At 65.9% G+C, this 17197-nt stretch carries 20 protein-coding genes; 10 read left to right on the top strand and 10 right to left on the bottom strand.

The features are described 5' to 3' along the window. Positions 1 to 34: 34 nt before the first annotated feature. Entirely contained in the window at positions 35 to 865 is an 831-nt protein-coding gene (locus K9B35_RS09390) for an outer membrane protein (protein ID WP_224921561.1), read from the top strand. Positions 866 to 932: 67 nt separating this feature from the next. Here the strand turns inward: K9B35_RS09390 and K9B35_RS09395 are convergent, their stop codons facing one another. The 3 genes from K9B35_RS09395 to K9B35_RS09405 form a co-directional block, all read right to left on the bottom strand. Then, positions 933 to 2483: a methyl-accepting chemotaxis protein gene (locus tag K9B35_RS09395; RefSeq protein ID WP_224921562.1), complete on the bottom strand. Its 1551-nt coding sequence runs from the start codon at positions 2481 to 2483 to the stop codon at positions 933 to 935. Beyond that, the gene (locus K9B35_RS09400) at positions 2480 to 2791 is read right to left on the bottom strand and encodes a hypothetical protein (protein WP_224921563.1); all 312 of its coding nucleotides are present in this window, start codon (positions 2789 to 2791) and stop codon (positions 2480 to 2482) included. The genes K9B35_RS09395 and K9B35_RS09400 overlap by 4 nt, the downstream gene beginning before the upstream one ends. 72 nt (positions 2792 to 2863) lie before the next feature. Next, on the bottom strand, positions 2864 to 3556 hold the full coding sequence (locus tag K9B35_RS09405; RefSeq protein ID WP_224921564.1) for a GcrA family cell cycle regulator: 693 nt from the start codon (positions 3554 to 3556) through the stop codon (positions 2864 to 2866). 63 nt (positions 3557 to 3619) lie between these two features. Between K9B35_RS09405 and K9B35_RS09410 the strand changes: the two genes are divergently transcribed. Beyond that, positions 3620 to 4465: an ABC transporter permease gene (locus K9B35_RS09410; RefSeq protein ID WP_224921565.1), complete on the top strand. Its 846-nt coding sequence runs from the start codon at positions 3620 to 3622 to the stop codon at positions 4463 to 4465. Between the two features lie 3 nt (positions 4466 to 4468). On the opposite strand, the gene K9B35_RS09415 is transcribed toward K9B35_RS09410, so the two are convergent. Beyond that, on the bottom strand, positions 4469 to 6388 hold the full coding sequence (locus K9B35_RS09415) for a sensor histidine kinase (RefSeq protein WP_224921566.1): 1920 nt from the start codon (positions 6386 to 6388) through the stop codon (positions 4469 to 4471). Between the two features lie 302 nt (positions 6389 to 6690). On the opposite strand from K9B35_RS09415, the gene K9B35_RS09420 reads away from it, so the two are divergent. From K9B35_RS09420 to queE, 6 genes are all read left to right on the top strand, one after another. Next, positions 6691 to 7887, top strand: a complete 1197-nt coding sequence (locus K9B35_RS09420; RefSeq protein ID WP_224921567.1) for an aspartate aminotransferase family protein — start codon at positions 6691 to 6693, stop codon at positions 7885 to 7887. A 56-nt stretch (positions 7888 to 7943) separates the two neighbouring features. After that, entirely contained in the window at positions 7944 to 8879 is a 936-nt protein-coding gene (gene argF, locus K9B35_RS09425) for an ornithine carbamoyltransferase (RefSeq protein ID WP_224921568.1), read from the top strand. 159 nt (positions 8880 to 9038) lie between these two features. Continuing rightward, entirely contained in the window at positions 9039 to 9929 is an 891-nt protein-coding gene (locus K9B35_RS09430) for an Hsp33 family molecular chaperone HslO (RefSeq protein WP_224921569.1), read from the top strand. A gap of 50 nt (positions 9930 to 9979) precedes the next feature. After that, positions 9980 to 10381: a DUF3617 domain-containing protein gene (locus tag K9B35_RS09435; RefSeq protein WP_224921570.1), complete on the top strand. Its 402-nt coding sequence runs from the start codon at positions 9980 to 9982 to the stop codon at positions 10379 to 10381. 54 nt (positions 10382 to 10435) lie between these two features. Then, positions 10436 to 11122 (top strand): 7-cyano-7-deazaguanine synthase QueC, encoded by a 687-nt coding sequence (gene queC / locus K9B35_RS09440; protein WP_224921571.1) that lies wholly within the window; start codon positions 10436 to 10438, stop codon positions 11120 to 11122. Positions 11123 to 11132: 10 nt separating this feature from the next. After that, a complete protein-coding gene (queE, locus tag K9B35_RS09445) occupies positions 11133 to 11765 on the top strand; it encodes a 7-carboxy-7-deazaguanine synthase (protein ID WP_224921572.1) in 633 nt (210 codons plus the stop codon). A gap of 10 nt (positions 11766 to 11775) precedes the next feature. Here the strand turns inward: queE and K9B35_RS09450 are convergent, their stop codons facing one another. The 3 genes from K9B35_RS09450 to lipB all read right to left on the bottom strand — a co-directional run bounded on the left by K9B35_RS09450 (position 11776) and on the right by lipB (position 13683). Continuing rightward, on the bottom strand, positions 11776 to 12279 hold the full coding sequence (locus K9B35_RS09450; RefSeq protein WP_224921573.1) for a hypothetical protein: 504 nt from the start codon (positions 12277 to 12279) through the stop codon (positions 11776 to 11778). A 389-nt stretch (positions 12280 to 12668) separates the two neighbouring features. Then, the gene (locus K9B35_RS09455; protein WP_224921574.1) at positions 12669 to 12920 is read right to left on the bottom strand and encodes a hypothetical protein; all 252 of its coding nucleotides are present in this window, start codon (positions 12918 to 12920) and stop codon (positions 12669 to 12671) included. Between the two features lie 88 nt (positions 12921 to 13008). Further along, a complete protein-coding gene (gene lipB / locus K9B35_RS09460) occupies positions 13009 to 13683 on the bottom strand; it encodes a lipoyl(octanoyl) transferase LipB (protein WP_224921575.1) in 675 nt (224 codons plus the stop codon). A 101-nt stretch (positions 13684 to 13784) separates the two neighbouring features. On the opposite strand from lipB, the gene K9B35_RS09465 reads away from it, so the two are divergent. Both K9B35_RS09465 and K9B35_RS09470 read left to right on the top strand, forming a co-directional pair. Next, complete coding sequence (locus K9B35_RS09465; protein ID WP_224921576.1) at positions 13785 to 14600, top strand: hypothetical protein; 816 nt, start codon at positions 13785 to 13787, stop codon at positions 14598 to 14600. Further along, positions 14597 to 15331 carry a hypothetical protein gene (locus K9B35_RS09470; protein WP_224921577.1) on the top strand — a complete coding sequence of 245 codons (735 nt, stop codon included), beginning with the start codon at positions 14597 to 14599 and terminating at the stop codon, positions 15329 to 15331. The genes K9B35_RS09465 and K9B35_RS09470 overlap by 4 nt, the downstream gene beginning before the upstream one ends. On the opposite strand, the gene K9B35_RS09475 is transcribed toward K9B35_RS09470, so the two are convergent. From K9B35_RS09475 to K9B35_RS09485, 3 genes are read right to left on the bottom strand one after another with little or no spacing between them, the layout of a single operon-like run. Further along, the gene (locus K9B35_RS09475; protein ID WP_224921578.1) at positions 15295 to 15894 is read right to left on the bottom strand and encodes a GNAT family N-acetyltransferase; all 600 of its coding nucleotides are present in this window, start codon (positions 15892 to 15894) and stop codon (positions 15295 to 15297) included. The genes K9B35_RS09470 and K9B35_RS09475 overlap by 37 nt on opposite strands. A gap of 1 nt (position 15895) precedes the next feature. Then, complete coding sequence (hemF, locus tag K9B35_RS09480; protein ID WP_224921579.1) at positions 15896 to 16750, bottom strand: oxygen-dependent coproporphyrinogen oxidase; 855 nt, start codon at positions 16748 to 16750, stop codon at positions 15896 to 15898. Then, complete coding sequence (locus K9B35_RS09485; RefSeq protein WP_224921706.1) at positions 16747 to 17196, bottom strand: tRNA (cytidine(34)-2'-O)-methyltransferase; 450 nt, start codon at positions 17194 to 17196, stop codon at positions 16747 to 16749. The genes hemF and K9B35_RS09485 overlap by 4 nt, the downstream gene beginning before the upstream one ends. Between the last annotated feature and the right edge of the window lies 1 nt (position 17197).

Raw genomic sequence — 17197 nt, forward strand, 5'->3', positions numbered from 1 at the left:
GCCCCGGCAAGTTCACAAATGGAGTATCCTGTAGATGCGTATGCGTACCCTGCTGGGGGCCGGTGCGGCCGCCCTGACCCTGATTGCTGCCCCGGCCATGGCCCAGGACGGCGAGCCTGCCTTTGACGGCGTCTATGTCGGCGGATCGTTTGGTTACACCGTTCAGAACAACGATATCGGGGAGCGGATCGAGTTCGACGCGGGCCGCAACGGGACGTTCGGCGACACGGTCACCACTGCACCGCCGGCGAGCGCCGACGCATTTTCGCCGGGCTTCTGCAATGGCGCCGCGACGTCGAGCGCGAACATCGCATGCGCGAACGACAAGGACGACATCGAATATTACGGTCGCATCGGCTTCGACAAGCAGATGGGCAAGTTCGTGCTCGGTGCGGTCGCTGAATTCGGCAAGACCGAAGCGCGCGATAGCGTCAGCGCGTTCAGCACCACCCCGGCCTTTTACACTATGACCCGTGAGCTCGACTGGAACGCGGCGCTTCGTCTGCGCGCCGGTATGGTCGCGGGCGAGAGCACGCTGTTCTACGCGACCGGCGGTGGCGCTTATGCCAAGATCGACAACAGCTTCAGCAGCAGCAACACCGCGAACAGCTTCACGCTGACCGACGATGACATGGTCTGGGGCTGGCAGGCGGGCGGCGGCGTCGAGCAGAAGCTCGGCCGCAACTTCTCGATCGGCCTGGAGTATCTCTACAGCCGCTACGACGACAGCGACTCGCGTGTCGAAGTCGGTACCGGCACGGCGGGTGCGACCAACCCGTTCGTGCTGGCGGGCGGCGTGGATTTCCGCCGCAGCGAGAAGTTCGACTTCCACGCGCTGCGCGCAACGGCGGCGTTCCGCTTCTAATAGCGCGTCCCGAGCGGGCGAGCGAAGGGTCGGCGGAGCAATCCGCCGGCCCTTTTCGCGTCGGGATCTAAGCGGCGTCCAGCTTCGTCAGGAACCCCCGGGTCGAGTCATCGAGCGCGCGCGCCGTGCGCGACAAGGCGCCAGCGGCCGCAGCGACGCGGTCGGACAGCTGCTCGGTCTCGCCGGCCATCGCCGCGACACCCCGCACCCGCTCGGCCATGAAGGCCGCACCCGTCGCGGTATCGCGCGCCGACCGATCGATCGCCGTTGCTGTTTCGCGCTGGGCATCCACTGCGGCGCGGATCGCCTCGGCCGCAGTGGCGAGATCACCGACCATCGCGGTAATCTCCGACAGTGCGTCCTGCGCGACTTCTGCGCCGCCATGCATCGAATCGGCGAGATGGCGGATTTCGCCGGTCGCGCGCGCGGCTTCCCCGGCCAGCTGCTTCACTTCATGCGCGACGACCGCAAAGCCGCGCCCCGCTTCGCCCGCGCGCGAGGCCTCGATCGTGGCGTTGAGCGCCAGCAAATTGGTGCGCGTCGCGATCTCGTGGATCGATTCGGCAAAGCTGGTGATGGTTTGCGAACGCTGCGTCAGCGCGACCACCGCGCCGCGGCCACCATCGGAGATGCTGCTGGCGTCGTCGCTGCGCTGTGCCTGCTGATCCGCGCTGGCGGCGATCGCGGTGATCGATGTGGATAGGTCGTGCAGGCGGATCGCCAGCGTCTCTGCAGCGCCAGAGGTCTGGCTGGCGCTTGCCGCCGTCTCGCCCGATTCGCGGCTTGCGCGGCGGGCGACGCCGTTGAGCGATCCCGCGAGGTGATCGAGTTCGGTGGCCGCAGTACCGACCGTCGCGATGATCCCGCTCATCGACTGCTGAAAGCTTTCGGCGAGGCGGCGATGGTCTTCGCGCCGCGCGGCTTCGGCCTCGCGTCGCTGCGCCTCGGCCTCGCGCGCCAGCGATTCGCGTGCGGCGCGTTCCTGGCTTTCGCGGCGCGCCGCATCGGCCGCCGCGCGCATCGCGGCTTCGGCCTCAACGCGCCGCTGCTCGGCGGTGGCGGCGGCCTGTTCGCTCAGCGCGCGGGCCTCTGCATTGCGGGTCAGCAGCGTGCGGATGGTCTGCGTCAGATAGACCAGCACCGACGCCTGCAGCACCACCGCCAACGCATGGAACAGCACCCGCCCCAGATCGCCCGCGCCGGTGAAGACCCAGGCCGGGGCGGCATATTGCAGAACGAGGTGATGGACGGCGATCAGCGCGGAGGCGAACAGGATCGCGCGCGCGTCACACAGAACCGTCAGCGCGGCGAGTGCGACGAAGAAATACATGTGCCCGTCCATCTGCCAGGCATGACCGCTCAGCGCATAGACCACGAGCGCGGGCTGAACTGCGGCGAGCGAGGCGATCACGAGTCGCGCCTGCGCATCGACGCGATGGCGGCGCACCACCAGCGTCGGAAGCACGTTTGCGGCGATGCCGATCAGGGCGAGCGGGAACAGCCGGTCACTCGACGCGATCAGGCTGATCAGCAGGACGGCGGCGGTGTTGATCCAGCTGGCGGTGACCAGAACGGTCGCGCCGCGCTGACGCAGCAAAGTGATATCGCTGAGGGTCATGCCGCGCTCACCGGGCCGCACAGGCCGCGCGGAGCGGCGAGCGCGATGACGCCGCGCCAGGCAAGCGGCGCGAGTCGCGCGCGAACGCCATCGACGATGATCATGTTGGGCATCGGACCACGTCCGGCCAGCACTGCGCCCGCGTCCAGCGCCGGCCCGACCAGCCGACCGGCATCGCGACCATCCAGCGCGATCAGGACCATCGGCCCCTCACGCGGCGGCCACAGCGCGAGGGTGGCGACGCCAGCCAGAACCAGGCTGGCTTGACTGATGATGGCGCCATGACGGTGCAGGGGGGAAGCATACATGATGCATCCGACCTACGCCTTTGTGGTTAAGCGACCGTTTACCCGGATTGAGGGTTCAGCCGCTTTCGCGCCTTAACGGACGCGCGGGCCACCATAGGGCATCGGCGGCGGCGGGCGACGATCACGACGCGGCAGCTGTGCCTGATAGGCGTGACCGCAATGGCCGACGCAATAGGGAAAACCGGGGTTCACCTTCTCGCCACAGAAGTGGAAATCAGGCTCGCCCGGATGGCCCAGCGGCCATTTGCAGATGCGATCGTTGAGGTCGAGCAACGTGGTCTTGCCCTCGATCTCCTTGCTCGGCTTGGCGGGAACCAGGCGGCGCGGCGGGGCAGGGGCGATCGGCGGGGCCTGTTCGCCGGGATTCTGACGGATGAAGCCGCCGGGACCGACCGAACGCAGCACCGGGCCTTCGCGCGGAGCCGGGGTAGGGGCGGGCGCCTCATCCTCGTCCGCGTCCTCGTCGTCGACGACCGGGGCGGGGGCTGGCGGCGGGGCGGCGACGGGTGCAGCAGCGCGCGGCGCGGGTGCGGGCGCTGCCGGAGCGGGCTTTGGCGCTGGCGCTGCGACCGGAGCCGGGGCCGCCTTGGCCTCAGCCGTGTTCGCCTTGACCGGCGACGGGCGCGAGGCGAGGCCCAGGCGATGCGCCTTGCCAATCACGGCATTGCGGCTCACTCCGCCCAATTCCTCGGCAATCTGCGTCGCGGTCAGGCCGCTGTCCCACATCTTGCGCAGCGTCTCGATCCGTTCGTCGGTCCAGCTCATTTGTCGTCCCTAAAGAATCAATCCCGTTGCCGGGTGTGGCCGCAGCGATTAACCGGCCTTTGCATGACCGACCAGTCCCCGCCGCCCGAAAGCATGATCGCCGGCCCCGGCGTTCCGGTAATCCGTAACGTGAATTGGGGCGGGCTGTGGACCCTCTATGTGAAGGAGGTGCGCCGTTTCTTCAAGGTGCAGCTCCAGACGGTGTGGGCGCCGGCGGTTACGACGCTGTTATTCCTCGTGGTATTTACCGTCGCTTTGGGTGGTGGCGGGCGCACCGTGACGCTCGGCGACACAGCGATTCCCTTTGCCAACTTCCTCGCGCCGGGGCTGATTGTGATGGGCATGCTCCAGAATGCGTTCGCCAATGCCAGCTTCTCGCTGCTGGTCGGCAAGATTCAGGGGACGATCGTCGATTATCTGATGCCGCCGCTTTCGACGGGCGAATTGCTCGCGGCGTTGTGCGGCGGCGCAGTGACCCGTGCCTTTTGCGTCGGCGCTGCAGTGTGGCTGGCGATGGCGCTGTGGCCCGGCGTCAGCGTCACTCCGGCGCATTTCTGGGCGATCCTGTGGTTCGGGTTCTTGGGATCGCTGTTCCTGGCGCTGATGGGCGTGCTCACGTCGATCTGGGCGGAGAAGTTCGATCATGCTGCCGCAGTGACCAATTTTGTGGTCGCCCCGCTCGCCCTGCTTTCGGGCACCTTCTATTCGGTCGATCGGTTGTCGCCGCTGTTTCAGGCGATCAGCCACGCCAACCCGTTCTTCTACATCATCTCCGGCTTTCGCTACGGCTTCCTCGGCGTCGCCGACTCGCCGATCTTGGTGGGCAGCGCGGTGATCCTCGCGCTCGACATCGCTCTGGCGCTCGCCTGCTACGCGCTGCTGCGTTCGGGCTGGAAGATCAAAAGCTAGACCCTAAAGCTGGGGAAGGTCGCCAAGCGCCGGGACGGTAAAGCGGAACACTGCGCCATGCGGCTGGCGGTTTTCGGCGACCAGCGTGCCGCCATGCGCCTCGACAATCCGCTTCGATATGTTGAGTCCGATGCCAAGGCCCGTCTCGCCCTTGGTCGATGAAAAACGCTGGCCCAGCCGCTCGGCAAAGCCCTCGGGCAGGCCCGCGCCATTGTCGGAAACCTCGATTTCGATCAGGTGATCCCCCGCCGGTCGCGCGGCGATGTCGATCCGGGCGTCGCGCCCCGATTCGTCGCACGCCTCGAACGAATTGCGCAGCAGATTGACCAGCACCTGCTGGATCTGGATGCGATCGACATAGACTGGTGGGGTATCGTGCGGGATGTCGACCGTCAGCCGTCCCGCCACCCGGCGCGAACCGATCCGCACCAGATTGACGGCGTCCTGCACCACTGCTTCCAACGGCTCGCGCCGCAATTCGATCTCGCGATTGGCCAGGAAAGCGCGCAGTCGGCTGATGATCCCCCCGGCGCGGAGCAGCTGGGTGCTGACTTCCTTGAGGTGCTCCCGCGCCTTGTCGGTGTCGCCGCGCTGCTCGAGCACATAGGCGGCGGTCGAGGCATAGTTGGTGGCGGCGGTCAGCGGCTGGTTGATCTCGTGCGCGATATCGCCTGCCAGCTCGCCCATCGCGTTCTGCCGCGACAGGTGCATCAGCTGGAAGCTCAGGCCGTTGAGCTGGTCCTCCATCGACATCCGCTCCGACAGATCACGTACGAAGGCAACGCAGACGCGCTCGCCCTCCTGTTCGGCGATGCCAAGTCTCAGCTCGGCCGGAAAGCTGGTGTCGTCAGAGCGTCGGCCGGTGGTAATGGTCGCGCCGCCATGCGTGCCGCTCGGGGTGCGAACCAGCGTCTCGAACGTGTCGATCGGCGCCTCGAACAGGGTGTGAAGCGATTTGCCCGCCAGCTGGATGTCGCCGCACCGCCACATCAACGGCGTCGATGCGCTGTAGGTGCGGATCACGAGATCGTCGCCGGTGATGATCAGCGCGTCGGGCGCGGTGCCGAGGATCGAGTGCAGCTTGGCCTCCCCCCCTGCGAGCATCCGGTTCTGACGGCTCGCCCGGTGGGTGACGTAGGAAAGCAATGCGGCGAGCACCACCAGATTGGCCATGGCGATCAGAAAATACAGTTCGGCATCCGACAGCACCGCGCGCTGACGCAGACCGATCAGGACAAGCGCCGGTACGACCGAGCACACAATGATCAGTGGCTGGATCCGCTGCAGGGTGTCCCACGGTGTATGCTGGTGTGGAATGCTCCGCACCATCTCAAGCGAAGCGAGGATGGACGCGCACAACAGCAGAATGGGGACGGCCGATGCCGCCGCCACGCCGATGAAGCGCGCGCCCGCGCTGAACTGCGTGGCAACGGTGAAGGTCAGGAGGAGGAGAGTCGCCGCGACCGCGATTCCGGTAACCTGTCCGACCCACGCGCGTGCCATCGAAGAGCTGGAAGTTCGCAGGAAAAGCGCGGCCAGCAGCGCGGCAAGTACTGCGACTGCGCCCAGTGGGGTGATCGGTCGCTGAAGCGCGGTTGACGACGCCATCGTCTCGGCGAACAGCATGCGCGAGATTCCGCTATCCAGCCCGCTGAGATGCTGAAGCAGGATCAGTAGGAGGTAAACAAGCGGAAAAATCAAAAGTGCCTGAGCCTGCCGGCGCAAGCCGATCAAACTGAGAATTCCCGCGCTCGCCATCAAAAGAAAGCAAAAGGCGGTCATCGGATGGATCGGACGCGACGGCGCGCCGAGCCCGCGGAGGAGCGCGATATCGAACGACCACCCGACCAGGATCGCGAACGGAAGCAGCGTTGCCCCGATCGCGAAGGCGAGTGCCAATGAAATCCGGGGGCGCTGCTGCATCAGGCGCTGTATTCCCGGACGATCCTGCGCATCGACACCTCACGCGTTTGGCCGGACGCGACCGGGCGTCCGCCCTTCTCTCCATTCGCCCGACGCATTTCGCCCGCTACCGGCGCGCTTGCGTCGCGCGTTTCTGTTCATTTACGGCGCGTGGCGAGACAAGTCATTAGCGGTTTGCGCCAAGGGCGGGGCGAGTACGCCGGGTCGCGTCATGATGTTGACGCCCCGGGGACGAAATCCTAGGGTTCGGGGAGGGCGGTTCGCAGATGGGCCGCCCTTTTCTTTTCTGAAGGAGGCTGCCCGTGTCGATCACCCCGCTCATGCCCGTTTACCCACGGTGCGGTGTGCGTCCGGTGCGAGGCGAAGGCTGCTACCTGATTGGCGAACGTGGCGAGCGATATCTCGATTTCGCCGCCGGGATCGCGGTGAACGCGCTGGGGCACAGCCACCCGACCTTCATCAAGTCGGTGCAGGATCAGGTCGCGACGCTGATGCACGTGTCCAACCTCTACGGATCGCCGCAGGGCGAGGCGCTTGCCGCACGCATCGTCGAAACGAGCTTTGCCGACACGCTGTTCTTCACCAATTCGGGCGCCGAGGCGATCGAGTGCGCGATCAAGACCGCGCGCCGCTACCACTATGTCAGCGGCAACCCGCAGCGGACCAAGATCATCACGTTCCACAATGCCTTTCACGGGCGGACGATGGGCGCGATTTCGGCGACCAATCAGGCAAAGATGCGCGACGGCTTTGAGCCTTTGCTGCCCGGCTTTGACTATGCCCCGTTCAACGACCTCGACGCGGCACTCGCCCTGATCGACGACACCACCGCCGGGTTCATGGTCGAAACCGTGCAGGGTGAGGGCGGGATGACCGCGGGCAAGACCGAGTTCATCCAAGGCCTGCGCAATGCGTGCGACGAACACGGTCTGTTGCTGATCCTCGACGAAATCCAGTGCGGCTATGGCCGCACTGGCAAGATGTGGGCGTATGAACATTACGGCATTACCCCCGACATCATGACCGTCGCCAAGGGGATCGGGAACGGCTTCCCGCTCGGCGCGTGCCTCGCCACCGAGGAAGCGGCGAAGGGCATGGTGTTCGGCACGCATGGCTCGACCTATGGCGGCAATCCGCTGGCGATGGCGGCGGGCATGGCGGTGCTCGACGTGATGCTGGAGCCTGGCTTCCTCGATCATGTCACCGCGATGGGCGATCGGCTGCGCGCGGCGTTCGAGCAGATGATCCCCAACCACGACCATCTATTCGAGGAAATTCGCGGCAAGGGTCTGATGCTCGGCATCAAGATGAAGGAACCGGCGGTTGCGCGCGACTTCGTGGCGCATCTGCGCGACCATCACGGCCTGCTGACCGTCGCGGCGGGTGAGAATGTGTTCCGCGTCCTGCCGCCGCTGATTATCGACGACAGCCATGTCGCCGAGGCGGTCGAGAAGCTGAGCGCGGGCGCGCACAGCTACAAGATGCCGGAGGCGGCGTAGCCAATTGCTCCCCCGGCGCGCTGGGGGAGCAACCCTGGCCGTAGGGGGAAACTGAAATGACCTACCGCAATTTCCTGTCGCTGAGTGATGCTGGTCCTGACGGCCTCGCAGCGATCCTGTCCGAAGCGATCGAGCGCAAGGCGGCCCGCGCCGGGCTGCCCAAGGGGATGGTCGATCGCGACGCCCCGCTCGCCGGCCACACGCTGGCGATGGTGTTCGAGAAAAGCTCGACCCGCACCCGCGTCAGCTTCGAAATGGCGATTCGTCAGCTGGGTGGCAGCGCGATCGTGCTCGACGCCGCGACCAGCCAGCTCGGCCGCGGTGAGACGGTGGCCGACACCGCGCGCGTCCTGTCGGGCTATTGCGACGCGATCATGGTCCGCACCGACGACCACGCCAAGCTGCTCGAAATGGCCGAATACGCGACCGTTCCGGTGATCAACGGCCTGACCGACGACAGCCATCCGTGCCAGATCGTCGCCGATCTCCAGACGATCCTGGAGAATGGCAAGGCGCTGCCCGGCCTCAAGGTTGCCTGGCTTGGTGATGGCAACAACGTCCTTGCCTCGATCGTCGAGGCGGCGGGGCTGATGCACTTCGACGTCGTCGCTGCATGCCCGCAGAGCTTTTCGCTCCCCGACGCGGCAATGGCGCTGGGCAAGGGGCGCGCAACCTGCGTCAACGATCCCGCCGAAGCGGTGGCGGGGGCCGATATCATCGTCACCGACACCTGGATCTCGATGGGCCAGCTTCACGCCGAGGCAAAGCTCGCCGCGCTCGCCCCCTATCAGGTCGATGCCGCGCTGATGGCGAAGGCCAAGCCCGACGCGAAGTTCCTCCACTGCCTCCCCGCGCATCGCGGTGAGGAGGTGACGCCGGAGGTCATCGACGGCCCGCAATCGCTGATCTGGCCGGAGGCGGAGAACCGCCTGCACGGGCAGAAAGCGGTGCTGCGCTGGTGCTTCGGGCAGATCGGCAGCCCGATCGGGTGAGTTGAAGGGAGGATCGCGAATCCCTATCTGCGCTGCTCCCCGAACCCCGTTTGCCCTGAGCTTGTCGAAGGGCGGTTCCCTCTTCTTCCGAACGGGCGCGAAGGGGCGATGGGCTTCGACAACCCCGGATCAGGTCCGGGGCCAAACGGATGTTTTGCCATGACCACCGACCTCGACCGCACGCTCAACTTCACGATTCCCCAGCGCCATGCGCGCGGGCGGATCGCGCGGCTGGGTCCGGTGCTGGGCGAAATCCTCGCCGCGCACGCTTATCCCGCGCCGATCGAGCGCCTGCTGGCGGAGGCGCTGACCCTTACCGCATTGCTCGGCTCGACGCTCAAGGACGCCGGCGGGCAGCTGACGCTGCAGGCGCAGGCACAGGGCGGAATCGTCAGCCTGATGGTGTGCGACTATAAGGGCGGTGAGCTGCGCGGCTATGTCCAGTACGATGCCGACCGGCTCGCGGAACTCGGCAGCAGCCCCTCGCTCTACGCGCTGTTCAACCAGGGCTATCTGGCGATGACCTTCGACCAGGCGACGACTGGCGAGCGCTATCAGGGCATTGTCCCGCTCGACGGCGGCTCGCTGGCCGAGGCGGCGGAGAATTATTTCGACCAGTCGGAGCAGATCCCGACCTTGGTGCGGCTCGGCGTCGGCCACGATGCGGCGGGCAAGTGCATCGGCGGCGGCCTGTTCCTCCAGCACCTTCCCGAGGGCGAGGAAGGCGGCGAACGGCTCCACGCGCGCGAGGTTCATGCCGAATGGGAGCATGTCGAGGCGCTGGCGAGCACGCTGGGCGAGGATGAACTGGCCGATGCGGCGACGTCGCTCGAGACCCTGTTGTGGCGGCTGTTCAACGAGGATGAGGTGCGCGTCCAGTCCGGCGGCGATCTTGCCCGCGGCTGTCGCTGTGATCCCGACTATATCGGATCGGTGCTGGCCAAATTCCCGGTCGAGGATCGCGCCGACATGGCTGAAGACGGGTTCATCACGGTCGATTGCGCATTTTGTGCAAAGAAATTCCCGATCGCGCTCGACAGCTTTGCGTGACCGAAATCGTCAGCGAATTGACAGGTGAAACGTGCTAGAGGAGCGATGAAATGAAAATGCTTCGCGCCCTTGCGACTACCGTCGCGCTGCTTTCTCCCCTCGCTGCCGGGAGCGCAGCGATGCGTGCCGACAACGGTCTTACCGCGCTGGGCAAGATCGAGCGTGGCGAGTGGACGCTGCGGGCCGCCGACGGATCGTCGCGCAGCATCTGCGTCACCGACCCTCAGATGCTGCTCCAGCTGCACCATCGCGGCGCGGCGTGCACGCGCTTCGTGGTCGAGGATGGATCGCTGGGCGGGCGGATCACCTATAGCTGTCCCGGGATCGGCAACGGCGCGACCCGCGTCGTGGTCGAGACACCCCGTCTGATCCGGCTGGAAAGCCAGGGGATCAGCCGTGGCTTGCCCTTCTCGTTCGAATATGAGGGGCGCCGGACCGGCCCCTGCCGCTGATCGGGGCATTCCGCTTCCTTGCCGCACCGCGGCAAAGGCGGTAGCGCAGAGCGGATGACCGAAGCCAGCTATGCCGTCGCCCTCGTGTCGGGCGGACTCGACTCCTATGTTTCTGCTGCCTGTGCGCGTGCCGACGGGCACCGCCTGCTTGCACTCTCGATCGACTATAACCAGCGCCATCAGGTCGAACTGGCCGCGGCGCGGCGGATCGCTGCCGTTTTGGGGGCGGAGCGGCACATCGTCCTGCCGCTTGACCTCTCGCTGTTCGGTGGGTCGGCGCTGACCGCCGATATCGACGTGCCCAAGGACGGCGTCGGGCCGGACATCCCGGTCACCTATGTCCCCGCGCGCAACACGATTTTCCTCAGCCTCGCGCTCGGCTGGGCCGAGGCGATGGGCGCGCGCGACCTGTATCTCGGCGTCAATGCGCTCGATTATTCGGGCTATCCCGATTGCCGCCCGGAATTTATCGACGGGTTCGAAAAGCTTGCCGAACTCGCCACCAAGGCGGGGGTCGAGGGGCATCCGTTCCGCATTCAGGCGCCGCTCGTCGCGATGAGCAAGGCCGACATCGTGCGCAAGGGCACCGAGCTTGGTCTCAACCTCGGGCTCAGTTGGTCGTGCTACGACCCCGCGCCGGGTGGGGTGCATTGTGGTCGCTGCGACAGCTGTCGCCTGCGCGCCAAGGGCTTTGAGGAGGCGGGGATCCCCGATCCGACCCGCTATGCGGTAGCGGTCTGAGGGCATCGTCATGAGCTATGCGGTCAAGGAAATGTTCCTGACCCTCCAGGGGGAGGGGGTGAATGCTGGCGCGCGCGCAGTGTTCGTCCGCTTCGCCGGGTGCAATTTATGGTCGGGCCGCGAGCAGGATCGTGCGACGGCGATCTGCAAATTTTGTGACACCCAGTTTGTGGGCACCGATGGTCTGGGCGGCGGTAAATTCGCCGATGCCGATGCGCTGGCGGATGCAGTGGTCGGTTTCTGGGGGGCAGGGGCGGAGCGGCGCTTCGTCGTGCTGACCGGGGGCGAGCCGATGCTTCAGGTCGACGACGCGCTGGTCGAAGCATTGCACGCGCGCGGCTTTCGCATCGCGATCGAGAGCAATGGCACGCTGCCGGTGCATCCCGGCATCGACTGGATCTGCATCAGCCCCAAGGCGGGCAGCGAAGTGGTCCAGCGCCACGGCGACGAACTCAAGCTGGTGTGGCCGCAGCCGGGGAACGATGTCGCGGAGATCGAGCAATGGGACTTTGCCCATTTTCTGATCCAGCCGATGGACGATGCCAGTGCCGCCGCCAACATTCAGGCGGCGGTCGATTTCGCGCTGGAGCGCCCACGCTGGCGCCTGACGCTTCAGGCGCACAAGACGCTGGGGCTTCGCTAACCGATTCGGCTTAGCGCCGCTTCCTCTTCTTCGCACCGGGTGCGCAGCGTGCAGGAACGTAGCCGCCCTTGTCCCAGCAATCCTCGTTCGCGAACTCCGGATAGGTGAACTGCGCCGCGAGCGGGTAGCGCATCGGGAATTGCTGCTCGCCCCAGCGCACCAGGCTGTTGCGGATTACCGGCAGCTGGTCGGCCGCGAGTTCGCCAAAATTGCCGCGCGGGGTGAACACCGCTGCGTTCGAGACCGTGTCGGCGGTCTGGCAGAAGGTCAGCTGCGCATGCACCGCCGAATAGCTCGAATAGACGCGCGTGCCGTATTGATCGAGCGCGGTCTGGGCTGCCCTGGGCGTCTTGTGCGTCCGCGCAAAATATTTGGTCAGCACGGTGTAGGAGTTGTTCAGCTCGACCTTATGGTCGCGCAGGATCGTGTTGTAATTCGGCAGGGTCAGCAGCGTTGGGCCAAACTGGCACTGCAGCGCGGCGACGTTGAGCGCGGCGCGCAGGTTCCAAACCATCGCCGCCCGCAATTCAGCTGGCGTCGCGCCTGGCAATGGCGAGGCGAGCATGCCGGTTTCCGCACCCGTGATCCGCGGCGCGCCGATTTCCGGGGCCTTAAAATAAAATTGTGCGGATGCCGGTGCCGCTGCGAACATCGCGCCACCCAAGGCAGCCGAGAAAACCAGACGCGAAACGAACATCAACCAACCCTCTCGAACCCTGTCCGGGTTGGGTTACGGAGTTTTGCCGCCGCGCCCAAGTGGTTTTTGGCACGGAGTCGTTGCGGCGGCGCAAGGGGCCGCGCCCTGCCGTGGGACAGGCGGGACGCCATGTGCTGCAACCTATGCAAAAGGGCCGCCCGGTCGCCCGGACGGCCCCTTCAAACACGCAATTGCCGATCGGCAGATTACATGCCGTTGCCCATGGTGTCGTTCGCCATCATGTCGCCGGCCATGCCGGTGTCGTTGCCGGTGGCGCCATCGACCATGGTCATGTTGTCGCTGACGGTGCCGTCGATCATGCCTGCATCGGTGGTGTTCGCGTCCATGACCGTCGTGTTGTCGGTGGTGTTCTCAGTGGTGCCGCCGCACGCCGAAACGAGCAGCGCTGCGCTGGCGACCATCGAAACGGAAACGGCCTTGGTGAAAAGTGCACGCATAAAATTGGGCTCCCTAGATAAAAAGCGGGGGCGGCATACCGCAAAATCCCCGCGCCACGTCAGATACTAAACGCTTCGCGCCACGCCCTCAAGCCCCGCTGTTGGGCAAGCGCGCGCACGCTCCTCCCACGGAATTAAGAAAGGCAGGAAACCCAAACGCCAGGGCCGCGTCAAAGGTTGCAGGCGAGATGGATTTTCCAAGCTGCGCCGCGCTCGTCACCGGAAATTCCGGCAGGCCGCAGGGGACGATCCCGCCGAAATCGGCCAGGTCGGGGTCAAGGTTCACCGCAAAACCATGCATCGTCACCCAGCGCCGCACGCGCACGCCGATCGCGCCGATCTTTGCATCTTCGCCGCCATCGCGCGTCCAGATGCCGATTCGTCCCTCGGCGCGGAACGCGTTGATGCCCAGTTCGCCTAGCGCCGCGATCACCCAGCCTTCGACCGCGTGGACGTAGCAGCGCACGTCCTTGTTGCGCCGCGACAGGTCTAGCATCGCATAGCCGATGCGCTGCCCCGGCCCGTGATAGGTGTAGCGCCCGCCACGCCCGGTGGCGAACACCGGAAAACGTGGGTCGATCAGCTCCGCCGGGTCGGCGCTGGTGCCCGCAGTGTACACCGGCGGATGCTCCAGCAGCCAGATCTGCTCGCGCGCCTCACCCGCCTGAATCGCGGCGACGCGCGCCTCCATTTCCGCCAACGCTTGCGGGTAGGGGACGCGCCCTTCGGACACGCGCCATTCGATGCCTTCGACCAGTTCCATTGCCGCCAGATGCGATGCCGCGCGCCCCAGCGCAAGCATGTGGCATCACGCGCGTGGATCGGCTAACGCTGCGGCCGAGGGGGACAGTGTCTATGGTCAGTATGGGTAGCGTCTGGGATCGGACGGCAGAGTTTCTGAGCGACAATCTCGGCAGCTTGCTGCCGATCGCGCTGCTGGCGATCTTCGTTCCCTCCACCATCTCGGCCAACCTTTCGGGGCTGCAGCAGAACGCCACGCCTGGAACCGCCATGGTGCTTGGCCTTGGCGTGTTCGTCCTCGCGATGATCAGCTTCTGGGGGCAGTTGGCCGTGACCGCGCTTGCGATCGACCCTGCGCAGGGACATCAGGCGAGCCGGGTAGCCACCCGCCGCTTCCCCGCCGCGCTGCTGCTGATGATCGTCATGGTCGTCGTCGTGGTCGCGCTGATGATCCCCGTCGGCGTCATGCTGGCGGTCGGCGGGGTCGATATGACCTCGCTGCAGGGCAGCGCGATGCCCGATATCCCCCCCAGTGTCGCCGTGTGGGTGTTCCTCTACTTCATGGTGATCCTTGTCCTCGCGATCTGGGTCTTTGCACGCCTGGCGGTGGTCATTCCGTCGGTTGTCGGGGACCGGCTGGCGATCGGTGCCATCGCGCGGTCGTGGCGGCTGACGCGCGGCGTCGCGCTCAAGATCGTCGGAGTACTGATCCTGTACGCAATCGTCTCGATCGTCGCCAACCTCGCCGCGACCACCGCGTTCGGCGCGGTCATGTATCTGGTCGCCGGGCGCGGCGAGGAGGGCATCTCGCTCGCCTCGGTCCTGACGACCATCGTCGGCGGCGCGGTCTCGACAGGCTTCACGGTGCTCGGCACCGCGTTCCTCGCCAAGCTCTACATCGCGCTGCTGGCGCGGCATGAGGCGGCTGCGGCGGCATGAGCTTCTCATTCCGCGGCGTTTTGGCGGACGCCGCGATATTGTGGCGTACCGATCGCGACCTGATGGTGCCGATCGTCGGGATGTTCCTGCTGCTCCCGATCCTCGCCATCGCGTATCTGTCGACGACGATCGTGATCGCCCCTGACGCTGCGCCCGAAGATATTCGTGGAGCGGTCACGGCATTCTATCGCGCGAACATCATTGCCGTCGTCGCGATCTCGCTGACGCTCGAATTCGGCACGCTGATGCTGCTCAACCTCTATCTCCAGCGCGGAAAGAGCGTGGGCGAGTTGCTGCGCGCGAGCGGGCTTCGGCTGCTCCCCTGGGTGCTTCTCGCCATGGCTAATGGCGCGATCCTTCAGCTGGGCTTCGCGCTGTTCATCCTGCCCGGCGTCTATATTTTCGGGCGCACCTGGATGATGGGACCTGCCTATGTTGCGGAGCCGGAGCGCGGCGTGCTTGGCGCGATTGAGCGCGGGTTTCGCCTCAGTGCTGGTCATGGCTGGTGGCTGGCGCTGCTCGGCTTTGGCGTCGGGATCGTGATCTTCGCCGCAATCTTCGCGCTGGTGATTCTGATCCAACTACTGGCGGCCGCGTTCGGCGGCGGGACGCTGATCTATGCCGTTCTGCTCGTGCCGGTCGCGGCGGCGGGGGCGGCGGCCTACGCCTTCTTCACGTTGGTACGGATCGCCGCCTATCGGCGGTTGGGCGGGTCGATCAGCGGGATGTGAGGGGCGGCGTCGCGGGGCAGATGCCCGGTGACGCGCGGATCGGCAAAGGTCTCGATCGCCCGGGTAAACGGCACGAAGCCCGACGCGCGATAAAAGCCCAGCGCCTTGGGATGGTCGAGCGTGCAGGTGTGCACCCACACCCGCGTCACATCGGGGCGCCATGCCCGCATCAGCGCCTGCGCCATCAGCCAGCGGCCATGCCCTGCGCCGGTCAGTTCGGGCACCAGCCCCACGAACGATAGCTCGCACGTCGCGGCCTCACGGAAATCGAGTTCGAGCATGCCGACCTCGATCCCCTGACGATCGACCACCGCGAAAATCTCGAGTCGCGGGTCATGGATGATCGCGGTCAGCCGCGCCTCCTCCATCACCAGCCGCGAGAACCACAGCCAGGGCGAGCCCACCCGCGCGAACAAGGTTCGGTACTTGTCGGGGCTGGGTGCCTCCCACCGCACCAGCCGCAGCGGCGATTCGGGCATCGGCCGGGGCCGGGGCCGCTCGCGCATTTCGAGGCTGGTGACGATTGCCGCCACCTCGCCGGGCTTTACTGGGAGGAGGCCCATTTCAGCTCCAGGTTGCCAGCGGGGGGAGGCTCATCAGGATTGCGTCGATATTGCCGCCGGTCTTAAGGCCGAACAGCGTGCCCCGGTCATAGACCAGATTGAATTCGGCGTAGCGCCCGCGCCATTCGAGCATCTGGGCCTTGTCGGCATCGGTGAACGGCGTTGCCATCCGCCGCCGGACGATCGCGGGGAAGATGTCGAGGAACGCGCGCCCGACATCCTGGGTGAAGGCGAAATTCGCCTCCCATGCCGAACTGTCTTCGCTTTCCAGGTGGTCGTAGAAGATGCCGCCGACGCCGCGATGGACATTGCGGTGGGGGATGTAGAAATAGTCGTCGGCCCACGCCTTGAATCGCGGATAATGCTGTGGGTCATGCGCGTCACATGCCGCCTTCAAACGTGCATGGAAGTCCACTGTGTCTTCATCATAGGGGAGCGGCGGGTTCAAATCTGCGCCGCCGCCAAACCAGCGCTTCGTCGTCACCAGGAAGCGTGTGTTCATGTGGACGGCGGGGACATGCGGGTTGGCCATGTGCGCGACCAGACTGATCCCGGTGGCGAAGAAGCGGGGGTCCTCGCCCGCGCCGTGGATCGACTTGGCGAAATCGCCCTCGAACGTGCCGCCGACGGTCGAGACGTTGACGCCGACCTTTTCGAACACCTTCCCCTTCATCACCCCGCGCACACCGCCACCGCCCGGCTCGCCCGACGGATCGGTGCGGTCCCACGCGATATAGTCGAACGCCGCATCCGACCCGGCCTCACGCTCGATCGCCTCGAACTCGGCGCAGATCGCGTCGCGCAGCTGTTCGAACCACGCGCGGGCGCGCTGCTGCTGGGTGTCGAGTTCGATCATTGCGGATAACCTTTGGTTTGCCGGAGCGCTTCGGACAGCGCGATGCCCGCGGATACGGACAGGTTCAAGGACCGCATCGCCGGCTTCATCGGGATTTTGACGCGCAGGTCGGCACGGTCATGGACGTGATCCGGAACGCCGGCATCCTCCGACCCGAACAGCAGGATGTCGTCCGAGCGGAACTTGGCCTCGTCGAACCGGCCCGCGCCTTTTGTCGTGAACAGCACGATGCGGCTGGTCACGGTGGTCAGGAACGCGTCCCAGCCGCGGTGCCGGGTGACGCGGACATGGTCGATATAGTCCATGCCGGCGCGCGCGACGCGCTTGTCGTCCCACGCGAATCCCATCGGCTCGATCAGGTCGATCGCGGTATCGAAACACGCGCCGATGCGCAGGACTGCGCCGACATTTCCGGCGATACAGGGTTGGAACAGAGCGATGCGCATG

Origin of the sequence: Sphingomonas sp. R647 (assembly GCF_020177055.1) — a bacterium.
In the GTDB taxonomy this organism is placed as follows: domain Bacteria; phylum Pseudomonadota; class Alphaproteobacteria; order Sphingomonadales; family Sphingomonadaceae; genus Sphingomonas.

Coding starts and splice junctions, on each gene's coding strand:
- K9B35_RS09415 (WP_224921566.1), bottom strand. CDS start 6,388: ATGCAGCAGCGCCCCCGGATTTCATTGGCACTCGCCTTCGCGATCGGG.
- K9B35_RS09455 (WP_224921574.1), bottom strand. CDS start 12,920: ATGCGTGCACTTTTCACCAAGGCCGTTTCCGTTTCGATGGTCGCCAGC.
- K9B35_RS09435 (WP_224921570.1), top strand. CDS start 9,980: ATGAAAATGCTTCGCGCCCTTGCGACTACCGTCGCGCTGCTTTCTCCC.
- lipB (WP_224921575.1), bottom strand. CDS start 13,683: ATGGAACTGGTCGAAGGCATCGAATGGCGCGTGTCCGAAGGGCGCGTC.
- K9B35_RS09405 (WP_224921564.1), bottom strand. CDS start 3,556: ATGAGCTGGACCGACGAACGGATCGAGACGCTGCGCAAGATGTGGGAC.
- K9B35_RS09430 (WP_224921569.1), top strand. CDS start 9,039: ATGACCACCGACCTCGACCGCACGCTCAACTTCACGATTCCCCAGCGC.
- K9B35_RS09410 (WP_224921565.1), top strand. CDS start 3,620: ATGACCGACCAGTCCCCGCCGCCCGAAAGCATGATCGCCGGCCCCGGC.
- K9B35_RS09465 (WP_224921576.1), top strand. CDS start 13,785: ATGGGTAGCGTCTGGGATCGGACGGCAGAGTTTCTGAGCGACAATCTC.
- K9B35_RS09390 (WP_224921561.1), top strand. CDS start 35: ATGCGTATGCGTACCCTGCTGGGGGCCGGTGCGGCCGCCCTGACCCTG.
- hemF (WP_224921579.1), bottom strand. CDS start 16,750: ATGATCGAACTCGACACCCAGCAGCAGCGCGCCCGCGCGTGGTTCGAA.
- K9B35_RS09475 (WP_224921578.1), bottom strand. CDS start 15,894: ATGGGCCTCCTCCCAGTAAAGCCCGGCGAGGTGGCGGCAATCGTCACC.
- K9B35_RS09395 (WP_224921562.1), bottom strand. CDS start 2,483: ATGACCCTCAGCGATATCACTTTGCTGCGTCAGCGCGGCGCGACCGTT.
- queE (WP_224921572.1), top strand. CDS start 11,133: ATGAGCTATGCGGTCAAGGAAATGTTCCTGACCCTCCAGGGGGAGGGG.
- argF (WP_224921568.1), top strand. CDS start 7,944: ATGACCTACCGCAATTTCCTGTCGCTGAGTGATGCTGGTCCTGACGGC.
- K9B35_RS09450 (WP_224921573.1), bottom strand. CDS start 12,279: ATGGTTTGGAACCTGCGCGCCGCGCTCAACGTCGCCGCGCTGCAGTGC.
- queC (WP_224921571.1), top strand. CDS start 10,436: ATGACCGAAGCCAGCTATGCCGTCGCCCTCGTGTCGGGCGGACTCGAC.
- K9B35_RS09400 (WP_224921563.1), bottom strand. CDS start 2,791: ATGTATGCTTCCCCCCTGCACCGTCATGGCGCCATCATCAGTCAAGCC.
- K9B35_RS09485 (WP_224921706.1), bottom strand. CDS start 17,196: ATGCGCATCGCTCTGTTCCAACCCTGTATCGCCGGAAATGTCGGCGCA.
- K9B35_RS09470 (WP_224921577.1), top strand. CDS start 14,597: ATGAGCTTCTCATTCCGCGGCGTTTTGGCGGACGCCGCGATATTGTGG.